The sequence below is a fragment of the Leuconostoc litchii genome (genome assembly GCF_008107645.1).
GTDB classification, from domain to species: domain Bacteria; phylum Bacillota; class Bacilli; order Lactobacillales; family Lactobacillaceae; genus Leuconostoc; species Leuconostoc litchii.
On record NZ_SDGY01000008.1, the window covers coordinates 14,244 to 29,609 of the forward strand.

General features: G+C 36.7%; 15 protein-coding genes. 8 read left to right on the forward strand and 7 right to left on the reverse strand.

Features of this window, described 5'->3' with window-relative positions:
• The first annotated feature begins 29 nt into the window (after window positions 1-29).
• Genes ESZ47_RS08420 through ESZ47_RS08430 form a run of 3 tightly spaced genes read left to right on the forward strand, consistent with a single transcriptional unit; the run spans window position 30 to window position 2,923 of the window.
• Entirely contained in the window at window positions 30-1,070 is a 1,041-nt protein-coding gene (locus ESZ47_RS08420; protein WP_148606542.1) for an efflux RND transporter periplasmic adaptor subunit, read from the forward strand.
• Window positions 1,063-1,752 carry an ABC transporter ATP-binding protein gene (locus tag ESZ47_RS08425; RefSeq protein ID WP_148606543.1) on the forward strand — a complete coding sequence of 230 codons (690 nt, stop codon included), beginning with the start codon at window positions 1,063-1,065 and terminating at the stop codon, window positions 1,750-1,752. Before ESZ47_RS08420 ends, ESZ47_RS08425 begins: the two co-directional genes overlap by 8 nt.
• Window positions 1,739-2,923, forward strand: a complete 1,185-nt coding sequence (locus tag ESZ47_RS08430) for an ABC transporter permease (RefSeq protein ID WP_148606544.1) — start codon at window positions 1,739-1,741, stop codon at window positions 2,921-2,923. Before ESZ47_RS08425 ends, ESZ47_RS08430 begins: the two co-directional genes overlap by 14 nt.
• 33 nt (window positions 2,924-2,956) lie before the next feature.
• On the opposite strand, the gene ESZ47_RS08435 is transcribed toward ESZ47_RS08430, so the two are convergent.
• Window positions 2,957-4,411 (reverse strand): glutamate--cysteine ligase, encoded by a 1,455-nt coding sequence (locus ESZ47_RS08435; RefSeq protein ID WP_148606545.1) that lies wholly within the window; start codon window positions 4,409-4,411, stop codon window positions 2,957-2,959.
• 129 nt (window positions 4,412-4,540) lie between these two features.
• On the opposite strand from ESZ47_RS08435, the gene ESZ47_RS08440 reads away from it, so the two are divergent.
• On the forward strand, window positions 4,541-5,434 hold the full coding sequence (locus tag ESZ47_RS08440; protein WP_148606546.1) for an alpha/beta hydrolase: 894 nt from the start codon (window positions 4,541-4,543) through the stop codon (window positions 5,432-5,434).
• A 60-nt stretch (window positions 5,435-5,494) separates the two neighbouring features.
• Here the strand turns inward: ESZ47_RS08440 and ESZ47_RS08445 are convergent, their stop codons facing one another.
• Genes ESZ47_RS08445 through ESZ47_RS08455 form a run of 3 tightly spaced genes read right to left on the reverse strand, consistent with a single transcriptional unit; the run spans window position 5,495 to window position 7,493 of the window.
• Complete coding sequence (locus tag ESZ47_RS08445) at window positions 5,495-5,758, reverse strand: PspC domain-containing protein (RefSeq protein WP_148606547.1); 264 nt, start codon at window positions 5,756-5,758, stop codon at window positions 5,495-5,497.
• Window positions 5,759-5,809: 51 nt separating this feature from the next.
• Window positions 5,810-7,156, reverse strand: a complete 1,347-nt coding sequence (locus tag ESZ47_RS08450; protein WP_148606548.1) for a DUF4097 family beta strand repeat-containing protein — start codon at window positions 7,154-7,156, stop codon at window positions 5,810-5,812.
• Complete coding sequence (locus ESZ47_RS08455; RefSeq protein ID WP_148606549.1) at window positions 7,149-7,493, reverse strand: PadR family transcriptional regulator; 345 nt, start codon at window positions 7,491-7,493, stop codon at window positions 7,149-7,151. Before ESZ47_RS08455 ends, ESZ47_RS08450 begins: the two co-directional genes overlap by 8 nt.
• A gap of 373 nt (window positions 7,494-7,866) precedes the next feature.
• Here ESZ47_RS08455 and tyrS point away from each other — a divergent pair, with 373 nt between their 5' ends.
• Both tyrS and ESZ47_RS08465 read left to right on the forward strand, forming a co-directional pair.
• Window positions 7,867-9,114: a tyrosine--tRNA ligase gene (gene tyrS, locus ESZ47_RS08460; protein WP_148606550.1), complete on the forward strand. Its 1,248-nt coding sequence runs from the start codon at window positions 7,867-7,869 to the stop codon at window positions 9,112-9,114.
• Between the two features lie 32 nt (window positions 9,115-9,146).
• Window positions 9,147-10,136 carry a D-2-hydroxyacid dehydrogenase gene (locus tag ESZ47_RS08465; RefSeq protein ID WP_148606551.1) on the forward strand — a complete coding sequence of 330 codons (990 nt, stop codon included), beginning with the start codon at window positions 9,147-9,149 and terminating at the stop codon, window positions 10,134-10,136.
• 91 nt (window positions 10,137-10,227) lie between these two features.
• Here ESZ47_RS08465 and ESZ47_RS08470 read toward each other — a convergent pair whose 3' ends face one another.
• The 3 genes from ESZ47_RS08470 to ilvD are packed head-to-tail and all read right to left on the reverse strand — an operon-like array spanning window position 10,228 to window position 13,326.
• A complete protein-coding gene (locus tag ESZ47_RS08470; RefSeq protein ID WP_148606552.1) occupies window positions 10,228-11,190 on the reverse strand; it encodes a bile acid:sodium symporter family protein in 963 nt (320 codons plus the stop codon).
• 37 nt (window positions 11,191-11,227) lie between these two features.
• Window positions 11,228-11,548, reverse strand: coding sequence for a metal-sulfur cluster assembly factor (locus tag ESZ47_RS08475; RefSeq protein WP_148606553.1), 321 nt, complete (start codon window positions 11,546-11,548; stop codon window positions 11,228-11,230).
• Between the two features lie 35 nt (window positions 11,549-11,583).
• The gene (gene ilvD / locus ESZ47_RS08480) at window positions 11,584-13,326 is read right to left on the reverse strand and encodes a dihydroxy-acid dehydratase (RefSeq protein WP_148606554.1); all 1,743 of its coding nucleotides are present in this window, start codon (window positions 13,324-13,326) and stop codon (window positions 11,584-11,586) included.
• A 395-nt stretch (window positions 13,327-13,721) separates the two neighbouring features.
• Here ilvD and ESZ47_RS08485 point away from each other — a divergent pair, with 395 nt between their 5' ends.
• Entirely contained in the window at window positions 13,722-14,564 is an 843-nt protein-coding gene (locus ESZ47_RS08485) for a helix-turn-helix domain-containing protein (protein WP_148606555.1), read from the forward strand.
• Between the two features lies 1 nt (window position 14,565).
• Window positions 14,566-15,366, forward strand: coding sequence for a Fe-S cluster assembly ATPase SufC (gene sufC, locus ESZ47_RS08490; RefSeq protein WP_148606556.1), 801 nt, complete (start codon window positions 14,566-14,568; stop codon window positions 15,364-15,366).

Consider the following 15,366-nt stretch of genomic DNA (forward strand, 5'->3'; position numbering starts at 1 on the left):
CAATGTGTGTGGAAGCATAGGGGAAGTCAATGAAACGTAAAACAAAAATAGTAACAATCGTTGCGGGTAGCGTAGTGGCTCTTGGTCTCTTAACTGTGACTGGGTTAAAAACTTACAATAAGCTAGCTAAACCAACAAAAAGTAGCAATAATCAATATCAGGTATACAAGGTGGCCAGTGCATTGCCATTGACTATGTCAGGAAAAATTGTTGCTGAAAAGACGCAAGCTTTAAATGCACCAACAGGAAAGTTACAACAATTGAATGTAACAGATGGTCAAACTGTTAAAAACGGTGATATTTTGTTAACAGTGACGGTTACAGATATTCAGGAATCAATTAGTTCACAACAAGACGTTGTAAACAAAGCTAATCGAGCAGTCAATAGCGCAGCAGCAACCTTGAAAAATGCGCAACAAAGTTATAATCAAGCAGATGTTGATACAAAACCTTCATTAAAGGATACTGTTACACAAGCACAGCAGGCTGTTACTGATGCTAATGGTGACTTACAGGATGCTCAAAGCAAGTTAGCTGAGTTACAAGGGAAGCTAACGATGTCTTTAAAAGCACCGTTTGATGGGGTAGTTTCAGTTAGCAATAATACAAAAGATGGTATTCCGTCAATAACAATTAATTCTAGTCAAAAAGTTTTACAGGCAAATGTCTCAGAATATGATTATAGTAAGGTGAAGACTGGCGATACAGTGACGGTCAGTGGTATTGATGGTTCACCAAAACAGACCACAAAAATCAGCAAGATCGAACAGATTCCTACCGGTCAAGGTAAAGGGACAACGTATTATCCTTTCTCAGCCAATATGAATAATGATTTTCTATATGGCCAGAGTGTTAAGGTAAAAGTACCACAGTCAGAATTAAAGATTCCTAAATCTGCGGTATACAAAGGAAGTATTTACAAGGTCATTGATGGCAAAGCCAGTCGAGCACAAGCTGATTTAACAAAAAATGGTGATACATATATTGTTAACGCTGGTGTTAGTATCGGTGAAAAACTGATTACCAATCCAGATTCAAAGTTGACCAATGGTGAGGTTGTCAATGATTAACTTAGTGTCAATAAGTAAAAGTTATCGACAAGGAAATGAAAATTACAAAGCGTTACACGAGATTTCATTAACGATTCAAGCTGGGGAGTTCGTTGCTATTATGGGCCCATCAGGATCAGGAAAGTCAACTTTAATTAATATTATTGGTTTCTTAGACAATAATTTTGATGGACAATATAACTTTAACGACACAGTTGTTAATAATTTAAATCGACGTGATCATGCGCGATTACGTAATCAATCAGTTGGTTTTGTGTTTCAAAACTTTAAATTGATTCGTAATCAAAGTGTAGGAGAGAATGTTGGCTTACCACTACTGTATGCTGGATTAAAACGTCGTGATATTATTGCTCGTGTAAATGATGTCTTAGAACAAGTTGGCCTACCAGGAAGCTACGATAAGTTGCCGAAAAATTTATCAGGCGGACAACAACAACGTGTGGCTATTGCTCGTGCAATTGTAACGAAACCAAACTTTTTAGTAGCTGATGAACCAACGGGAGCACTAGATTCAGCAACTTCTCGGGAAATTATGGCTCTCTTTAAAGAACTAAATCAACATGGTACAACTGTAATCATGGTTACTCATGATGAAAATGTGGCTCGCCAAACTAATCGCTTAATTAAGATTCTTGATGGTCGATTACAGAGTGATATGGAGGTTGAGCATGCAGATTCGTGAGTTAATTATCAGTTCGTTCCGTTCACTGATATCAAATAAGCGTCGTAGTATTTTGACCATGATTGGTATCATTATTGGTATAGCCTCTGTTATTACTATATTAGCTTTGGGTGATGGCGCACGTCTGGCAATGTTAAAAAACTTACAGGCGGATAGCGGCGGACAGCAATCAACCCAAATCACTTTTTCGCCCAATAATAGTGATGTTAAAATCTCGGGATTTAATAACGAAGATTTGGCCCGAATTCGCTCTAATCCCAAGGTTGCCAAAGTGACGGTACAGTCGGACGATCATGGTATCTTATCAAGTGAGGGAACAATCAATGGTAAGAGCTTGTCATCATTAGTTTATCTTGCAACTAGCGCTAATGATAATAAAATTCTAGCAGGACGTGGCATTAAAGATAGTGATATTTCAATAGATAGACCTGTAGCACTAGTCAATAAATCAATTGCAAAGAAAGGCTATCGAACTATCCGTAATGCCTTAAATTCAGGTATTGAAATTAATGGCACGACATATACAATTATCGGTGTGATTGATAATAACGCAACTCGGGGCGAATTTTACAATTATGACGTGGTTGTGCCACGTCATGTATTCGAAACAAGCAACGCGACTGTCAATGCAAACACGTTAAAGTTAACATTTATATCGGGAACAGATATATCAAAGACAACGAATGATATTAAAGATCAGTTGAATCAAATGGGTTCGCAACATAGCTCAGGATCTTATGATTTTTATGATACTGCAGCTATGCTTAAAGGTGTTACGATGGTCATTAAGGGCATTACATACTTTATTGTTGCTGTAGCAAGTATCTCATTGTTTATTGCTGGTATTGGTGTGATGAACATGATGTATATTGCTGTTAGTGAAAGAACACAAGAGATTGGGATTCGCATGGCAGTAGGTGCTTCTCAAAAGCAAATATTGTGGCAATTTTTAATTGAAGCTGTTATGCTAACACTTAGCGGTGGTATGATTGGATATCTGGCTGGGTTAGGTATAGCAATGGGAATTTCTGCTTTTCTACCCTTTAAAGCAAGTGTATCGATATCAACATTTTTGTTAGCGTTTGGTACATCCACAATTGTTGGCTTGGTATTTGGTATATTACCAGCTAAAACAGCAAGTAATAAGAATTTGATTGATATTTTGAGGTAATAATAATAAAAAAAGTAACGATACGTTGTATCGTTACTTTTTTGTTTGCATATATTTTGTCAAATTTTCATTGTTTTTAAAAGATTGAACGTGGTTTTTGTAGCTCACTTGAAGATTTTGATTGTCAAGTACTAGAGTTTTAAAGCCCAGTTTGTGCGCTTGAATATACATCTGTTTCAGGTGACTTGGTGTAAAAACAAAGTTATTATCAATTATCTTTCGTTCTGACAATATTTGCTGTCCACGACTTAAAGCAAATTGAGTTAAAGAATGATTATCAATATGTTTTGATAGTTGAGCGCCAATAGTTAATTCAGGATTTTTTAGCGCTTTTTCAGCAAAAATTAAGCTCCTTGAAAAGTCTTCACGTAGTTCAATGGGTGAAAAATTGACAATTTTGTTTAAGCGTGAAAATAGTGGTTCGATTTCTTGATCTAAAGAGGCACTTAATGAATCATTTGGATGTTGTGTTGCGACTACATGGTTTAGCATACGGGCTTCCTTTGTAGCAGCATTCGACCATTCTTGTGGATTCATAATTGAGTCTATAATGAGCAAATGTAGAAAACTTAATTCATTTTGAGAAATACCGTCCAACGAGAAAGGATTAATATCAAACATTCGAAATTCTAGATATGCTGTTCCTCTCTGTCTTAAATCATCAAGACTACCGGGAGCTTTTAATCGTACGGGGCCATAAAATTCACTTTTGTCATAGTAGTCGCCAGTTTTTACAAAGTGCTTAATTTGTCCGATATAGGTAGATAAGTCAGTGTAGTCAATTTGTTGATCAAAATGATTAACAAACCCAAAGTTACTTGCTCGCCAAGAACGTACTGGTTCAATATCTTTAAAATCCCTTGGTAGGTTATCTGTTACATTTTCCGTAACAGGACTGGCCCCAAAAAGATAGGTCAATAACCATCTATAGTTGGCTACTTGTTGGGCTATTTGAAAATATAGAGTATTTTTAGCGACAGGAAAAGATTGAATCTGCTTTTCAGCTCCAAACCATTTAATTAAGGCATCGGCGAGAGAAAAATTAACATGTACACCGGTCATAATATGTTGGTAAGGACCGTAGCGTTTGATAAGGACATCTCGATAATTTTGATACCAAGGGCGCTCAAAATGAGTAACGAGGTAATCTATATCATCAGGAGACATGTAGGGGGGCATGGACAATGGCCAAATAATCTCATCTGAGAACAATTCGTCAGCAAGGATTGTTTGTAATTCGTGCAAGTGGTTCAAAGCATCTTTAGAAGTGTGTTTAGTCGCTGTTACAACTTCTTCTTGACTTTCAGAAAAGTCCGTCTGAAAATAAGGCTGTGTCTTTCGATCACCTAAATTTGTTGAGTGGGGATGCTGCGATAAACTTTTACGTCCTGTTTGCACACGATGTTCTTCTATTTCAATACCAAAGCGCCCGGCAAATAATAAATCGTGTAGGTTGGCATTTTTAAATTTTTTAAAGTTTTGGGTCATATGAGGCCCTCCCAATTATTGTATATAAACTATTTTTATTCATTATAAACTAGTAAGACATTAAATTGTAGTAGTTTTAAGATTATTATTATATTTGGATGATGGTGCTAATTGTTTTATAATGAAAGTATGTTATTTAAAGATAAAACATATAAATATATCCCTGCCACAGTCCCAGAAAAGGTTAAAATATTTGCTGATGTTAGATACGCTGTTGGTGAGCGTAATAAGCTTGATATCTATGTGCCAGAAGGATATGAGAATTGCCCAATTATCATAGACATATATGGGGGCGGCATGATTCGCGGACAAAAATCTTCACATAAATTAAATCCAAGTTTACGTTTTTTGCATGATGGATTTGCAATAGTTAGCCCTGATTACTCTTTCAACACAGTAGGAAAAAGAACCTTTCCAGTCCAAATTGCTGAAATGCGGGCAGTGCTGAACTTTTTGATACAAAATTCAGATAAGTACGGTATTGATAGGGAAAATATTACATTAATTGGTGAGTCGAGTGGTGCACAAATAGCGTTGTTAACAGCTGCAACAATATCTGAGAGTCTTTTGTTAGGTAGGATTGCTGATTCCACTGAACATACGAGTTTTCCAAAAATTAATAGTGTAATTGGTATGTATGGGCCATACAAAGTTGATGAATTTTCTAAACAATTTGCCCAACTCAATATCACCCCCCAATTTAGCGAAACGGGAGAGGCACAATCTTTTGAAGGCATCATGTTAGGAACACGGCGCCCTGATAAATCATTAAGTAGAGTCTTGCAAGCCGACCCAGCAAATTACTTTTCAAAAAACATGCCACCGTTATTATTAATTGCGGGTACAAAAGATGATGTTGTACCATATTTACAAAGTGTTTCTTTGGCTGAGAAATATCAAAAAAAGGTTGGTAAAGTGGCTGAAATTATTTTAATTGAAAATGCACATCATGGACCAATAGATTTTGATACGTCTGAAATTTATGATAAAAAATTGAATTTTATTCAGAGATATACCAAGTAAATGTTAACAATGTAAAAGCCCCCATGAGTATTGAGAAGACTCATAAGGGCTTATTTTTATTTATGGCCGATCATTGTAGTCGTCTGGGGTAACATCTTTTCTAGAGCCATCAGAATAATAATGCATTTTTTGTGGTTCGTCAGGAATAAGTATCCAAGCAACGATATAAACAATAATCCCAGGAACAGCTGTCAGGGCAGAAACGACGACGAAAAGAATGCGAACTAATGTTGCATCCCAATTGAAGTAATTTGAAATACCACCGAGAACACCAGCAATCACACGATTATCACGTGAACGAGTTAACTTCTTATGTTTTATCATTTTAATTCCTCCATTTATAATTATGGCGCTTTTTTACTATACGATTTTATTTTAATATATTTTGACAGAACCTGCCATGGCTTGACCATCAATCGTAAAGATAGGGTTATCGCCAATAAAACCACTCTTATAGCCATCAAAATTTTTGGTAAAGTGCACATTTTCATGGGCTAAGCTGACCTTGCTAGCTTGAGCAGCAAATGCAAAGTTGAAGTCTTGGTTATCAGGAGCTGTTAAACGAATATCTCCAGAGTTAGATGTCAGTTTTAAATCATTTGTAAGTTTATTAATTCGTAATCGGATTGTACCAGAATTGATATTAAAATTGCCACTGCCAGTGAAATCATCAATACGTACTGATCCTAAATCAACTTGAGTTCCAACATGCTCGATAATAGCATGTTCAATGTTGATTGCGCCAAGTTTGACATGTATGTTGGCCTGATTAATGTTAACATGTGTTGCTTTGATAGTACCAGATGAAATATTCCAGTTCGCCGTATTCGCCTGAACAGTTTGCCCATCTAACGTACCGGCGCTGAGTTGGATGTTGAAAGTATCGGCTACTAAGTTTTTAACATACAAATTTCCAGATTGATTAGTTACTTCAATCTTTCCGGTAGAAAATGTTTGTGGCAAACCAATATAGATTTTAGCCCGAACATGGAATAGCATTGGATAATCACCTTGCTTAATAATAATTTTATCATTATTCTCTTCTACATTACTAAAATAACGTGGATTATCACGGCTAAAAAATTCATCGATGGTTATTAAATCAGTTTTGTCGTTCGAATAGAAGTTAATTGAGGCTTCTTTATAGTTAATACTAAAGGTTTTAGAACTAATCGGTATAGTGAACCGATGATGAGCTTTGGCCCAATGTGGCGTGTTAAAATGTTGATTTTCGTTATTAGTATAATTGTCTTCATCAGTTTCTGAATTGAGATCATTGTTAAATTGATAATACTGACCACCAACACGTGCACCATCACGATCAACATGCAACCAATTACCAAACTGAACTTTTTTGTTTTGACTGTCCAGGACGATATCATCTCCTAGAGAAACACCTTTTTTATTAATGTGTAGGTTACCAATATGCACACCTTGATTCGAAATATCGACGTAAGGCCGCTTAGTTGTCGTATCCTCTTGTTTACGATTACTGCTTTCAGATTGACTGAGTTCTTTTAAAATACTTTCAATGTCGCCTAATTGATCAAATGCGTCATCTAGTGCTTCATCATGCGACTGATCTGTTTTGGAAAAGTCCTGATAAGCTTCTAGTAAATCAGCGACAAGTTCTTCTTTAAGTTCTGTTAGTTGGGTATTAGGTGTATATTTAGAAAAAATAATATCCAAACGAGTTCTAATTTCCATTTCAACACTAGTCATAATCGTCTATCCTCCCGCTAATTAAGCGACTAATAATACGCTTAGCAAATGTCCATTCATTGCGTGCCATTTCAACATGTTGTTGGCCTTGCTTTGTTAATGTGTAGTATTTTCGTCTACCACCTTGTGATTCATCACCCCAATAGCTACTGATGTCACCAGACTTTTCAAGGCGTCTAAATGCCGTATACAGAGTTGCTTCGTTTAACTCGTACTGTTGTGTGGATAGACGTCGAATCGATTTTGATACTTGATATCCATAAGAATCACCTTGGCTAAGGATATTTAATATAATTGTGTCAGTGTGTCCTCGAATCAGATCTTTTGATATATCCATGGTCAAATACCTCTTACTAGTACATCATATATCATATTACTATGCTTGTCAAAGTAATATGATATTATGATGTTTCACGTGAAACATTATATATAAAATTAAAAATTCCTTTTTTATCTAAAACTCTGGTATAATAAAAGCATTCATTACACTGATAAATATAATACCATGCGTGCCAAAGAGAGTTAGCGGTTGCTGTGAGCTAATCCGTGGGTATTATTGTGTTACACAGTGTGCAAAGCAATGACGTGTGCCGCGATAAGGCATATTAAGTGGTAGGTCCGATGACTTACAATTTAGGTGGTACCACGGTGAAAATCGTCCTAGTCTGTTTAGATTAGGACGATTTTTGCTGTAATTAAAGGAGATAACAATGAATTTTATTGAAGATTTAAAGTGGCGCGGAGCACTAAACCAAGTCACTGATGAAACGGGATTGATTGATGCAATGCAATCAGGTGAAATTGGTGCTTATGTGGGGACAGACCCAACAGCTGATTCATTACATTTGGGACATTTAATTCCATTTATGGTGTTGAAGCGTTTCCAAAATGCTGGTGGTAAAGCAATTATTATCATCGGTGGTGCAACAGGTGCAATTGGGGATCCTCGGCCAACAACTGAACGCCAATTATTGTCACCAGAACAATTACGCGAAAATGAAAAAGGCATTACAGAACAAGTTACCAAGTTGTTTGGAGATGATCATACTGTTATCGTAAACAATAATGATTGGTTGGGTCAATTAACATTGACAGACTTTCTACGTGATTATGGTAAGTTATTTTCTATCAATGTTATGCTGAAGAAAGATGTCGTTGCTTCACGTTTGGAGACGGGTATTTCATTTACAGAATTCACCTACCAAATCTTGCAAGGGATTGATTTCCATGAATTATGGCGTCGCCACAATGTGCAATTGGAAATTGGTGGATCCGACCAGTGGGGGAATATTACGTCTGGTATTGATTTAATTCACTCGATTGAAGGAAATGAAGCGAAGGCATTTGGCTTAACGATTCCTTTGATGACAGATTCATCTGGTAAGAAATTTGGTAAATCAGAAGGAAATGCAATCTGGTTAAATCCGGAAAAAACTTCTCCTTATACTTTCTACCAGTTCTGGTTCAATCAGAGTGATGAAGATGTTGTGAAATATTTAAAGTACTTTACGTTCTTAGGAGTCGATGAAATTAATGCTCTTGAGCAGGAGTCAAAAAATAATCCTGGAGGTCGAGTAGCTCAAAGGCGTTTGGCGCAAGAGGTGACTAAATTTGTTCATGGAGAACAAGCTGTTTCAGATGCAGAAAAACTATCTGCTGCACTATTTACCGGTGATGTTGCAAACTTATCAGCGACAGACATTGCAGATGCGTTTGGTGGCGTACCAAGTTTTGATATTACAGCAGATAAAAAGAATATTGTTGATTTCTTAGTTGACGGGGAAGTAGAAAAGTCAAAACGTCAAGCTCGTGAAGATGTTACAAATGGTGCGATAACAATTAGTGGTGAAAAAGTAACAGACGTTAACTTTGAAATTGACCCAACAAAACATTATGAGGGCAAGTTTGTATTGGTTCGTCGTGGTAAAAAGAAATACTTCTTGGGTACAGTGAAATAAACTATTATTAATGCACATATTTGGAGGGTATCATGAAAATTTTAATGTATAATACGGTTGCAGATGAGTTACCATATGTTGAAAAATGGGCTGAAAAAACTGGCCACGAAGTAGTGACAATAAATCAACCCCTTGATGAAAGAACGGTTGAACGTGCGAATGGATTCGATGCCATTAGTACTCAACAAACAACAGCCATTGATGCACCAATCTATCAAAATCTTGCCCATTTTAATATTAAGCAAATTGCGCTTCGACAAGTTGGATATGATGTGTTTGATTTGCCGAATGCCTTTGCAAATCATATTCGCCTATCGAATGTTGCGGCATATTCACCTCGAGCAATTGCTGAATACACGTTAACGCAGCTTTTTAATCTCATTCGACACAATAAAAAATTTGATCGGGCTATGGCTCAAGGTGATTATACGTGGGCTGCTGGCGGGCAAGCTCGAGAAATTCATCATTTAACTGTTGCTATCATCGGTGTTGGTCGTATTGGAACAGCTTTTGCACAAATGCTGCATGCGTTAGGTGCAAAAGTATTAGGCGTTGATCCTGTCTACCGCGCTCAGAACGAACCTTTTGTAACTTACACAACATTAGATGATGCTTTGGCTCAGGCAGATGTTATTAGTTTCCATACGCCACTAAATGATGAGACACGGCATATGGCTGATAAAGATTTCTTTGCTCAGATTCAACCGGGAACAATCATGTTGAATTTTGCTCGTGGTGAAATCGTGGATATGGTTGAGCTTGAAAAAGCGCTTGATTCAAAATTATTGGCTGGTGCTGCATTTGATGTTACGCCAAATGAAAATGATTTTATGAATCAAAAACAGTTGGTTTCAGATTTGCCAGTAGATGTACAACGTTTATTAGCTTATGATAATTTTTTGTTGTCGCCACATATTGCTTTTTATACAGATACAGCTATCAAAAATATGGTTGAGATGGCATTAAATGATGCTGTAACAATGGTTAATGGTGGCTTTACTGAAAACGAAATTTTACGATAAATCTTAAATTATCAAAATGTCAGTAATAAACTGATGTTTGTTTTATATAAAAAGACGATGATATTGAATTCATCGTCTTTTTAAAATACTATTAATAGGATACTTTCTCTGTGTGGTTTTTCCATAGAGAAGCTAATACTGAACCAGAAATATTGTGCCATACAGAAAACATTACTGCTGCAATAGCTGAAGCTGGTTCGAAGAATGAAATGGCTAGTGTAGAAGCGAGTGCTGAATCTTGCATACCAACTTCGAAAGTGATTGCTTTTCGTTGTGGCGTTTTCATGTTCATAATTTTTGAGAATCCATAACCTAATAAATAACCCAATAAATTGTGTAACATAATAACAGGAACTAAAATTAAGGTAGATACCGCTAAAATCGTTTTAGAGTTGGCTGACAAAACGGCTAGAATAATTACTAATATAGCTACTTGAGATATTAAAGGCATGATTTCAATAATTTTTTGAACATGCTCCTTAAAAATTATATGAACAATGACACCTAGTACAATTGGAATGACAACGATTTGAAAGGCAGAAAAGAACATCGAAGTAAATGGTACTTGAACCCATTTTCCTGCTAATAATTTGAGAAGAGTGGGAATCATGATTGGTGCTAACAATGTTGAAAGTAGGCCAATCGAAACATCTAAGGCAACATCTCCTCCAGATAAAAAAGACATAACGTTAGACGATGTGCCGGATGGCGCTGAACCCACTAGAATAACGCCAACTGCTGTGGCACCTGTTAAACCGAAAAGATGAACTAGCAGAAAAGCGATTAATGGCATAATCACATAGTGTGCAATAGTGCCTAAAATAATTTGTAATGGGTTACGAGCGACTCTCTTGAAATCATATGGTGTGAGGGTAATGCCCATTCCAAATAATACAATCATTAATAAAATTGATACAGCTGAAAGGTTACCTATTTTTGTTGTTGCTAGTGTAGATCCAGGTCCTGGAATAAAGATTGCCAGAATGGCTATCAAAATAACAAAAAGAGTAAAAAATTTAGTTAGGAATTTCGAAAGTGATTTCATTGTTTTCATATTACTCTCCCAGTAATTTAGACTAAAATTGGTGTTTTTAACTATGGACACCTAAAACCATCTTTGCATAACGACTCATTCTATCAGTTGTCCATGCTGGTTCCCAAACCAAGTCGATTTGAACATTATTTACAGCATCAAGTGCCATTAAGGCTCGTGTAATCATTGTGTCCAATACAGCAGTCAATGGGCACCCCATAGTTGTTAAAGTGAGTTTGACGGTGACGTTGTTATTGCTGTCCATAGCTAATCCATAAACTAATCCTAAGCTGACAATATCGCAACGTAGTTCGGGGTCAATTACTTGTGACAGGGCTTCCAACATTTGATCTTGCAATGCTTGTGTTTTGTTTTCCATGTGTCAGTCCTTTATTATGGGTAAAAGATAAACGTTTAGTTTGGAAAAAGTTCATCTGCTCCCTTTAGTACAGCTCCTGTATTTGCAGAAGTTACTAGGGCTTGATAACGGGCCATCCATCCCTTTCTGATTTTAGGAACAAAGGGTTTTAATTGTTGATGACGCTGGTCAAGCTCATCAGCATCTACATGCAAATGCATTGTACGGTTGGTCAGATCAATTGTAATTTGATCACCATCTGCAACAAGAGCTATTGGTCCATCATCAGCCGCTTCAGGACTAACGTGTCCGACAGAAATACCACGTGATGCTCCTGAAAAACGACCGTCTGTCACTAATGCAACTTCTTTCCCAAGCCCCATTCCTGTAATTGCAGAAGTTGGTCCAAGCATTTCAGGCATACCTGGTCCACCCTTGGGACCTTCATATCGGATAATAACTACGTGTCCAGCGTGGATTTTACCTGCATCAATAGCATCAACAGCATCTTGTTCAGAATTGAAAACAATAGCTTCGCCAGTGAATGTTTTAATGCTTGGATCAACACCACCAGCTTTAATGACTGATCCTTTTGGTGCTAAATTGCCGTATAAAATTGATAAGCCACCCTGCTTTGAGTAGGGGTTAACATCAAACTTACGAATAATCTCATCGTTAAGAATTTCATGATCAGCAACATTTTCGCGCAAAGTCTTTCCTGTAACTGTCATACGGTCAGGATGTAAGATGCCACCCATACGAATTAGTTCATTAATAATTGCCGGTACACCACCTGCTTTATGAACATCTTCCATAGCCCATTTTGATGAAGGAGCAATTTTAGATAGGTAAGGAACTTTTTTAGCGATTTCATTGATATCCGCTTGGTTGTAATCAATTCCAGCTTCATGAGCGATTGACAAAACGTGTAGTACGGTATTGGTTGAGCCACCCATAGCCATATCAAGTGCCATGGCATCATCAAGTGCTTCTTTTGTAATTAAATCACGTGGCTTAACATTCTCTTTAACCATACGCATTAACTGTTTAGCACCATCACGAATCAGATCACGTCGTTCATCAGAAACTGCTAAAGCCGTACCATTGAAAGGTAGTGCAATACCCATAATTTCCATTAAAGTATTCATTGAATTAGCTGTGAACATACCCGCACAAGAACCACAAGTTGGGCAGGCATTTTGTTCCATTTCTAGAAACTCATCTTCTGTCATCAAACCAGATTTGAATGCACCAACAGCTTCAAACATTGAAGACAACGTGGTTGCTTTTCCTTGAGGATCTAGTCCAGCTTTCATTGGCCCGCCAGAAACAAAGACAGATGGTACATTACAACGTAAAGAAGCCATAATCATACCGGGTGTAATTTTGTCACAGTTTGGTAAGAAAAATACACCGTCAAACCAATGTGCGGTAATCACTGTTTCAGCTGAATCAGCAATCAATTCACGAGATGGCAAGGAATAACGCATACCCAAATGGCCCATAGCAATACCATCATCCACACCAATCGTATTGAATTCAAATGGAATACCACCAGCATCACGAATAGCTTGTTTTGCAACATCAGCTAATTCACGTAAGTGAACGTGACCTGGGATAATTTCTACATATGAGTTACAGATAGCGATGAATGGTTTTTTCATATCTTCTGGGTTGCTAACTTGGCCGGTCGCATATAATAGTGAGCGAGCGGGAGCTTGATGAATACCCATTTTAATATGATCAGATCGTTTTTTTAAATCGTCACTATTTACATTAAATGAAAAAGTGTCTGCCATGAAATAAATCTCCGTATTTTATAATTTAATATGCTTTTACTAATTTGAGTATAGGGGTCTAAGTCCAATTGTCAATCAACTATTCCAAATTTATATCGGTAATGCTGATAATTGAGATTTTTTCTATTTGCATTTGACATTAACAAATGATAGGAATATAATCATTTTTAATATATTTGTTAAATTTTGGATTAAAGATTAAAAATATGAATAAAAAAATAACAAAAATGAATAACGTCCTCATTATCCTTCTTGTCATTATGTGATTAGTAGGCTATTTTGAGTTAATCGTCTACTAATTGTGTCAGGAATTTAGTAGACGGTTGGGATTTTTTGTTTAGGCACCTAACTTTTTTCACAGTTAGGTGCCTTTTTTCGTAGAATTGGGGGAGTTGATGGTCAACATAGAAAAGTTTATTCAGACAAGAAAACGCTTAAAGATGTCACAAATGTCACTTTGCACAGATATTTGTACACAAGCAACGCTCTCAAAATTTGAGAAACATCAGCAAGTTCCAGCTTTTGATATTATGATTGCTTTGTGTCAACGATTGGGGCTGACATTAAATGATGTCTTTCCAATTAATGTAAAGGCACGTCAGACATATAACGAACAAGTATTAACACAAGCTATGCGAGAACTTTTTTACCAGAACATTCCACAATTTGAGGAATTAATGAATCAAGTAGAAGTTAATGCAATGGTAGACAGCGAGTTGCCTATGTATCAAATTGCCCAATATTTTTCTACAGTAATTTTGAAACAGGATCGTACTAAAGCAAAGCAGATTATTAAAAAAGTAGATATCGTTGGCCTCAATAAATCACACAAACTTCTATTTTATGCTATAACTAGTCACTATTATTATCAATGTGGTCAATTCAATGAAGCACAGAAATCTTTTGAAGATGTATGGCGCTATCAAAAAGGAACAACAACGGTAGATCATTCAGGGTGTCAAGCTGCAACTATTTACTTGTTAGCTAAATATCAAATGTCGATTAAAAACTACAAATATGCTATGATGTTGGCAACTTATGGCATTGATTTGGCAAACACAAGCGACACGACTTATTTTTTGGAGAATTTTTTTTGGATATTAGTTAAGGCGAGTGATACGTGGCAAAGTCAAGGTTTTATTGTGAATGAGATGATTGAAAATGCACGCGTAATTGCTAAAATACATAAGAACGAAGACATTTTACAAAAAATCAGTCAACGAAAAGGGGAAAAATAACATGGCAACACTCAAGGTTGAAAACTTACACGTTTCAGTAGAAGGGAAAGAGATTTTAAAGGGAGTTAACTTAATAGTTAATACTGGTGAGATTCATGCCATCATGGGTCCAAACGGAACGGGAAAATCAACGTTATCGCAAACTATTATGGGGCATCCAGCTTATGAAGTAACTGAAGGGCACATCTATATTGATAATCAGGATTTGTCTGAAATGTCGGTTGATCAACGGGCACGTGCTGGTTTGTTTTTAGCAATGCAGTATCCATCAGAAATTCAAGGCGTAACAAACGCTGAGTTTATGCGAGCAGCAATTAATGCGCGTCGTCCGGAAGATGATCAAATTGGTGTTATGTCATTTATTGAAAAACTTGACGAAAAGCGTGAATTTTTATCCATGTCTGAAGAAATGGCGGAACGATATCTTAATGAGGGTTTCTCAGGTGGTGAAAAAAAACGTAATGAAATTTTGCAAATGATGATGATTGAACCTAAAATTGCTATTTTAGATGAAATTGACTCGGGGCTAGATATTGATGCTTTGAAAGTTGTTTCTCGTGGTGTGAATGAAATGCGCTCTAACGAATTTGGGGCACTAATGATTACTCACTATCAGCGTTTACTTGATTACATTGTTCCAGATTTTGTCCATGTTATGATGGGAGGCAAAATTGTCAAAACAGGTGGTGCAGAACTGGCTAAGAAACTGGAAGCTGAAGGATATGCTGGATTGCGGGATGAACTTGGATTGAATGTTCATTTAACGGATGAAGATGTGAATTCGTATTTTGTGGAGGATTGA

Excerpts from the sequence above, each read along its gene's own strand:
- ESZ47_RS08435 (WP_148606545.1), bottom strand. The coding sequence starts at position 4,411 with ATGACCCAAAACTTTAAAAAATTTAAAAATGCCAACCTACACGATTTA.
- ESZ47_RS08445 (WP_148606547.1), bottom strand. The coding sequence starts at position 5,758 with ATGATAAAACATAAGAAGTTAACTCGTTCACGTGATAATCGTGTGATT.
- ESZ47_RS08475 (WP_148606553.1), bottom strand. The coding sequence starts at position 11,548 with ATGGAAAACAAAACACAAGCATTGCAAGATCAAATGTTGGAAGCCCTG.
- ESZ47_RS08430 (WP_148606544.1), top strand. The coding sequence starts at position 1,739 with ATGCAGATTCGTGAGTTAATTATCAGTTCGTTCCGTTCACTGATATCA.
- ESZ47_RS08470 (WP_148606552.1), bottom strand. The coding sequence starts at position 11,190 with ATGAAAACAATGAAATCACTTTCGAAATTCCTAACTAAATTTTTTACT.
- ESZ47_RS08450 (WP_148606548.1), bottom strand. The coding sequence starts at position 7,156 with ATGACTAGTGTTGAAATGGAAATTAGAACTCGTTTGGATATTATTTTT.
- ESZ47_RS08485 (WP_148606555.1), top strand. The coding sequence starts at position 13,722 with ATGGTCAACATAGAAAAGTTTATTCAGACAAGAAAACGCTTAAAGATG.
- ESZ47_RS08465 (WP_148606551.1), top strand. The coding sequence starts at position 9,147 with ATGAAAATTTTAATGTATAATACGGTTGCAGATGAGTTACCATATGTT.
- ESZ47_RS08440 (WP_148606546.1), top strand. The coding sequence starts at position 4,541 with ATGTTATTTAAAGATAAAACATATAAATATATCCCTGCCACAGTCCCA.
- ESZ47_RS08455 (WP_148606549.1), bottom strand. The coding sequence starts at position 7,493 with ATGGATATATCAAAAGATCTGATTCGAGGACACACTGACACAATTATA.
- tyrS (WP_148606550.1), top strand. The coding sequence starts at position 7,867 with ATGAATTTTATTGAAGATTTAAAGTGGCGCGGAGCACTAAACCAAGTC.
- ESZ47_RS08420 (WP_148606542.1), top strand. The coding sequence starts at position 30 with ATGAAACGTAAAACAAAAATAGTAACAATCGTTGCGGGTAGCGTAGTG.
- ilvD (WP_148606554.1), bottom strand. The coding sequence starts at position 13,326 with ATGGCAGACACTTTTTCATTTAATGTAAATAGTGACGATTTAAAAAAA.
- sufC (WP_148606556.1), top strand. The coding sequence starts at position 14,566 with ATGGCAACACTCAAGGTTGAAAACTTACACGTTTCAGTAGAAGGGAAA.
- ESZ47_RS08425 (WP_148606543.1), top strand. The coding sequence starts at position 1,063 with ATGATTAACTTAGTGTCAATAAGTAAAAGTTATCGACAAGGAAATGAA.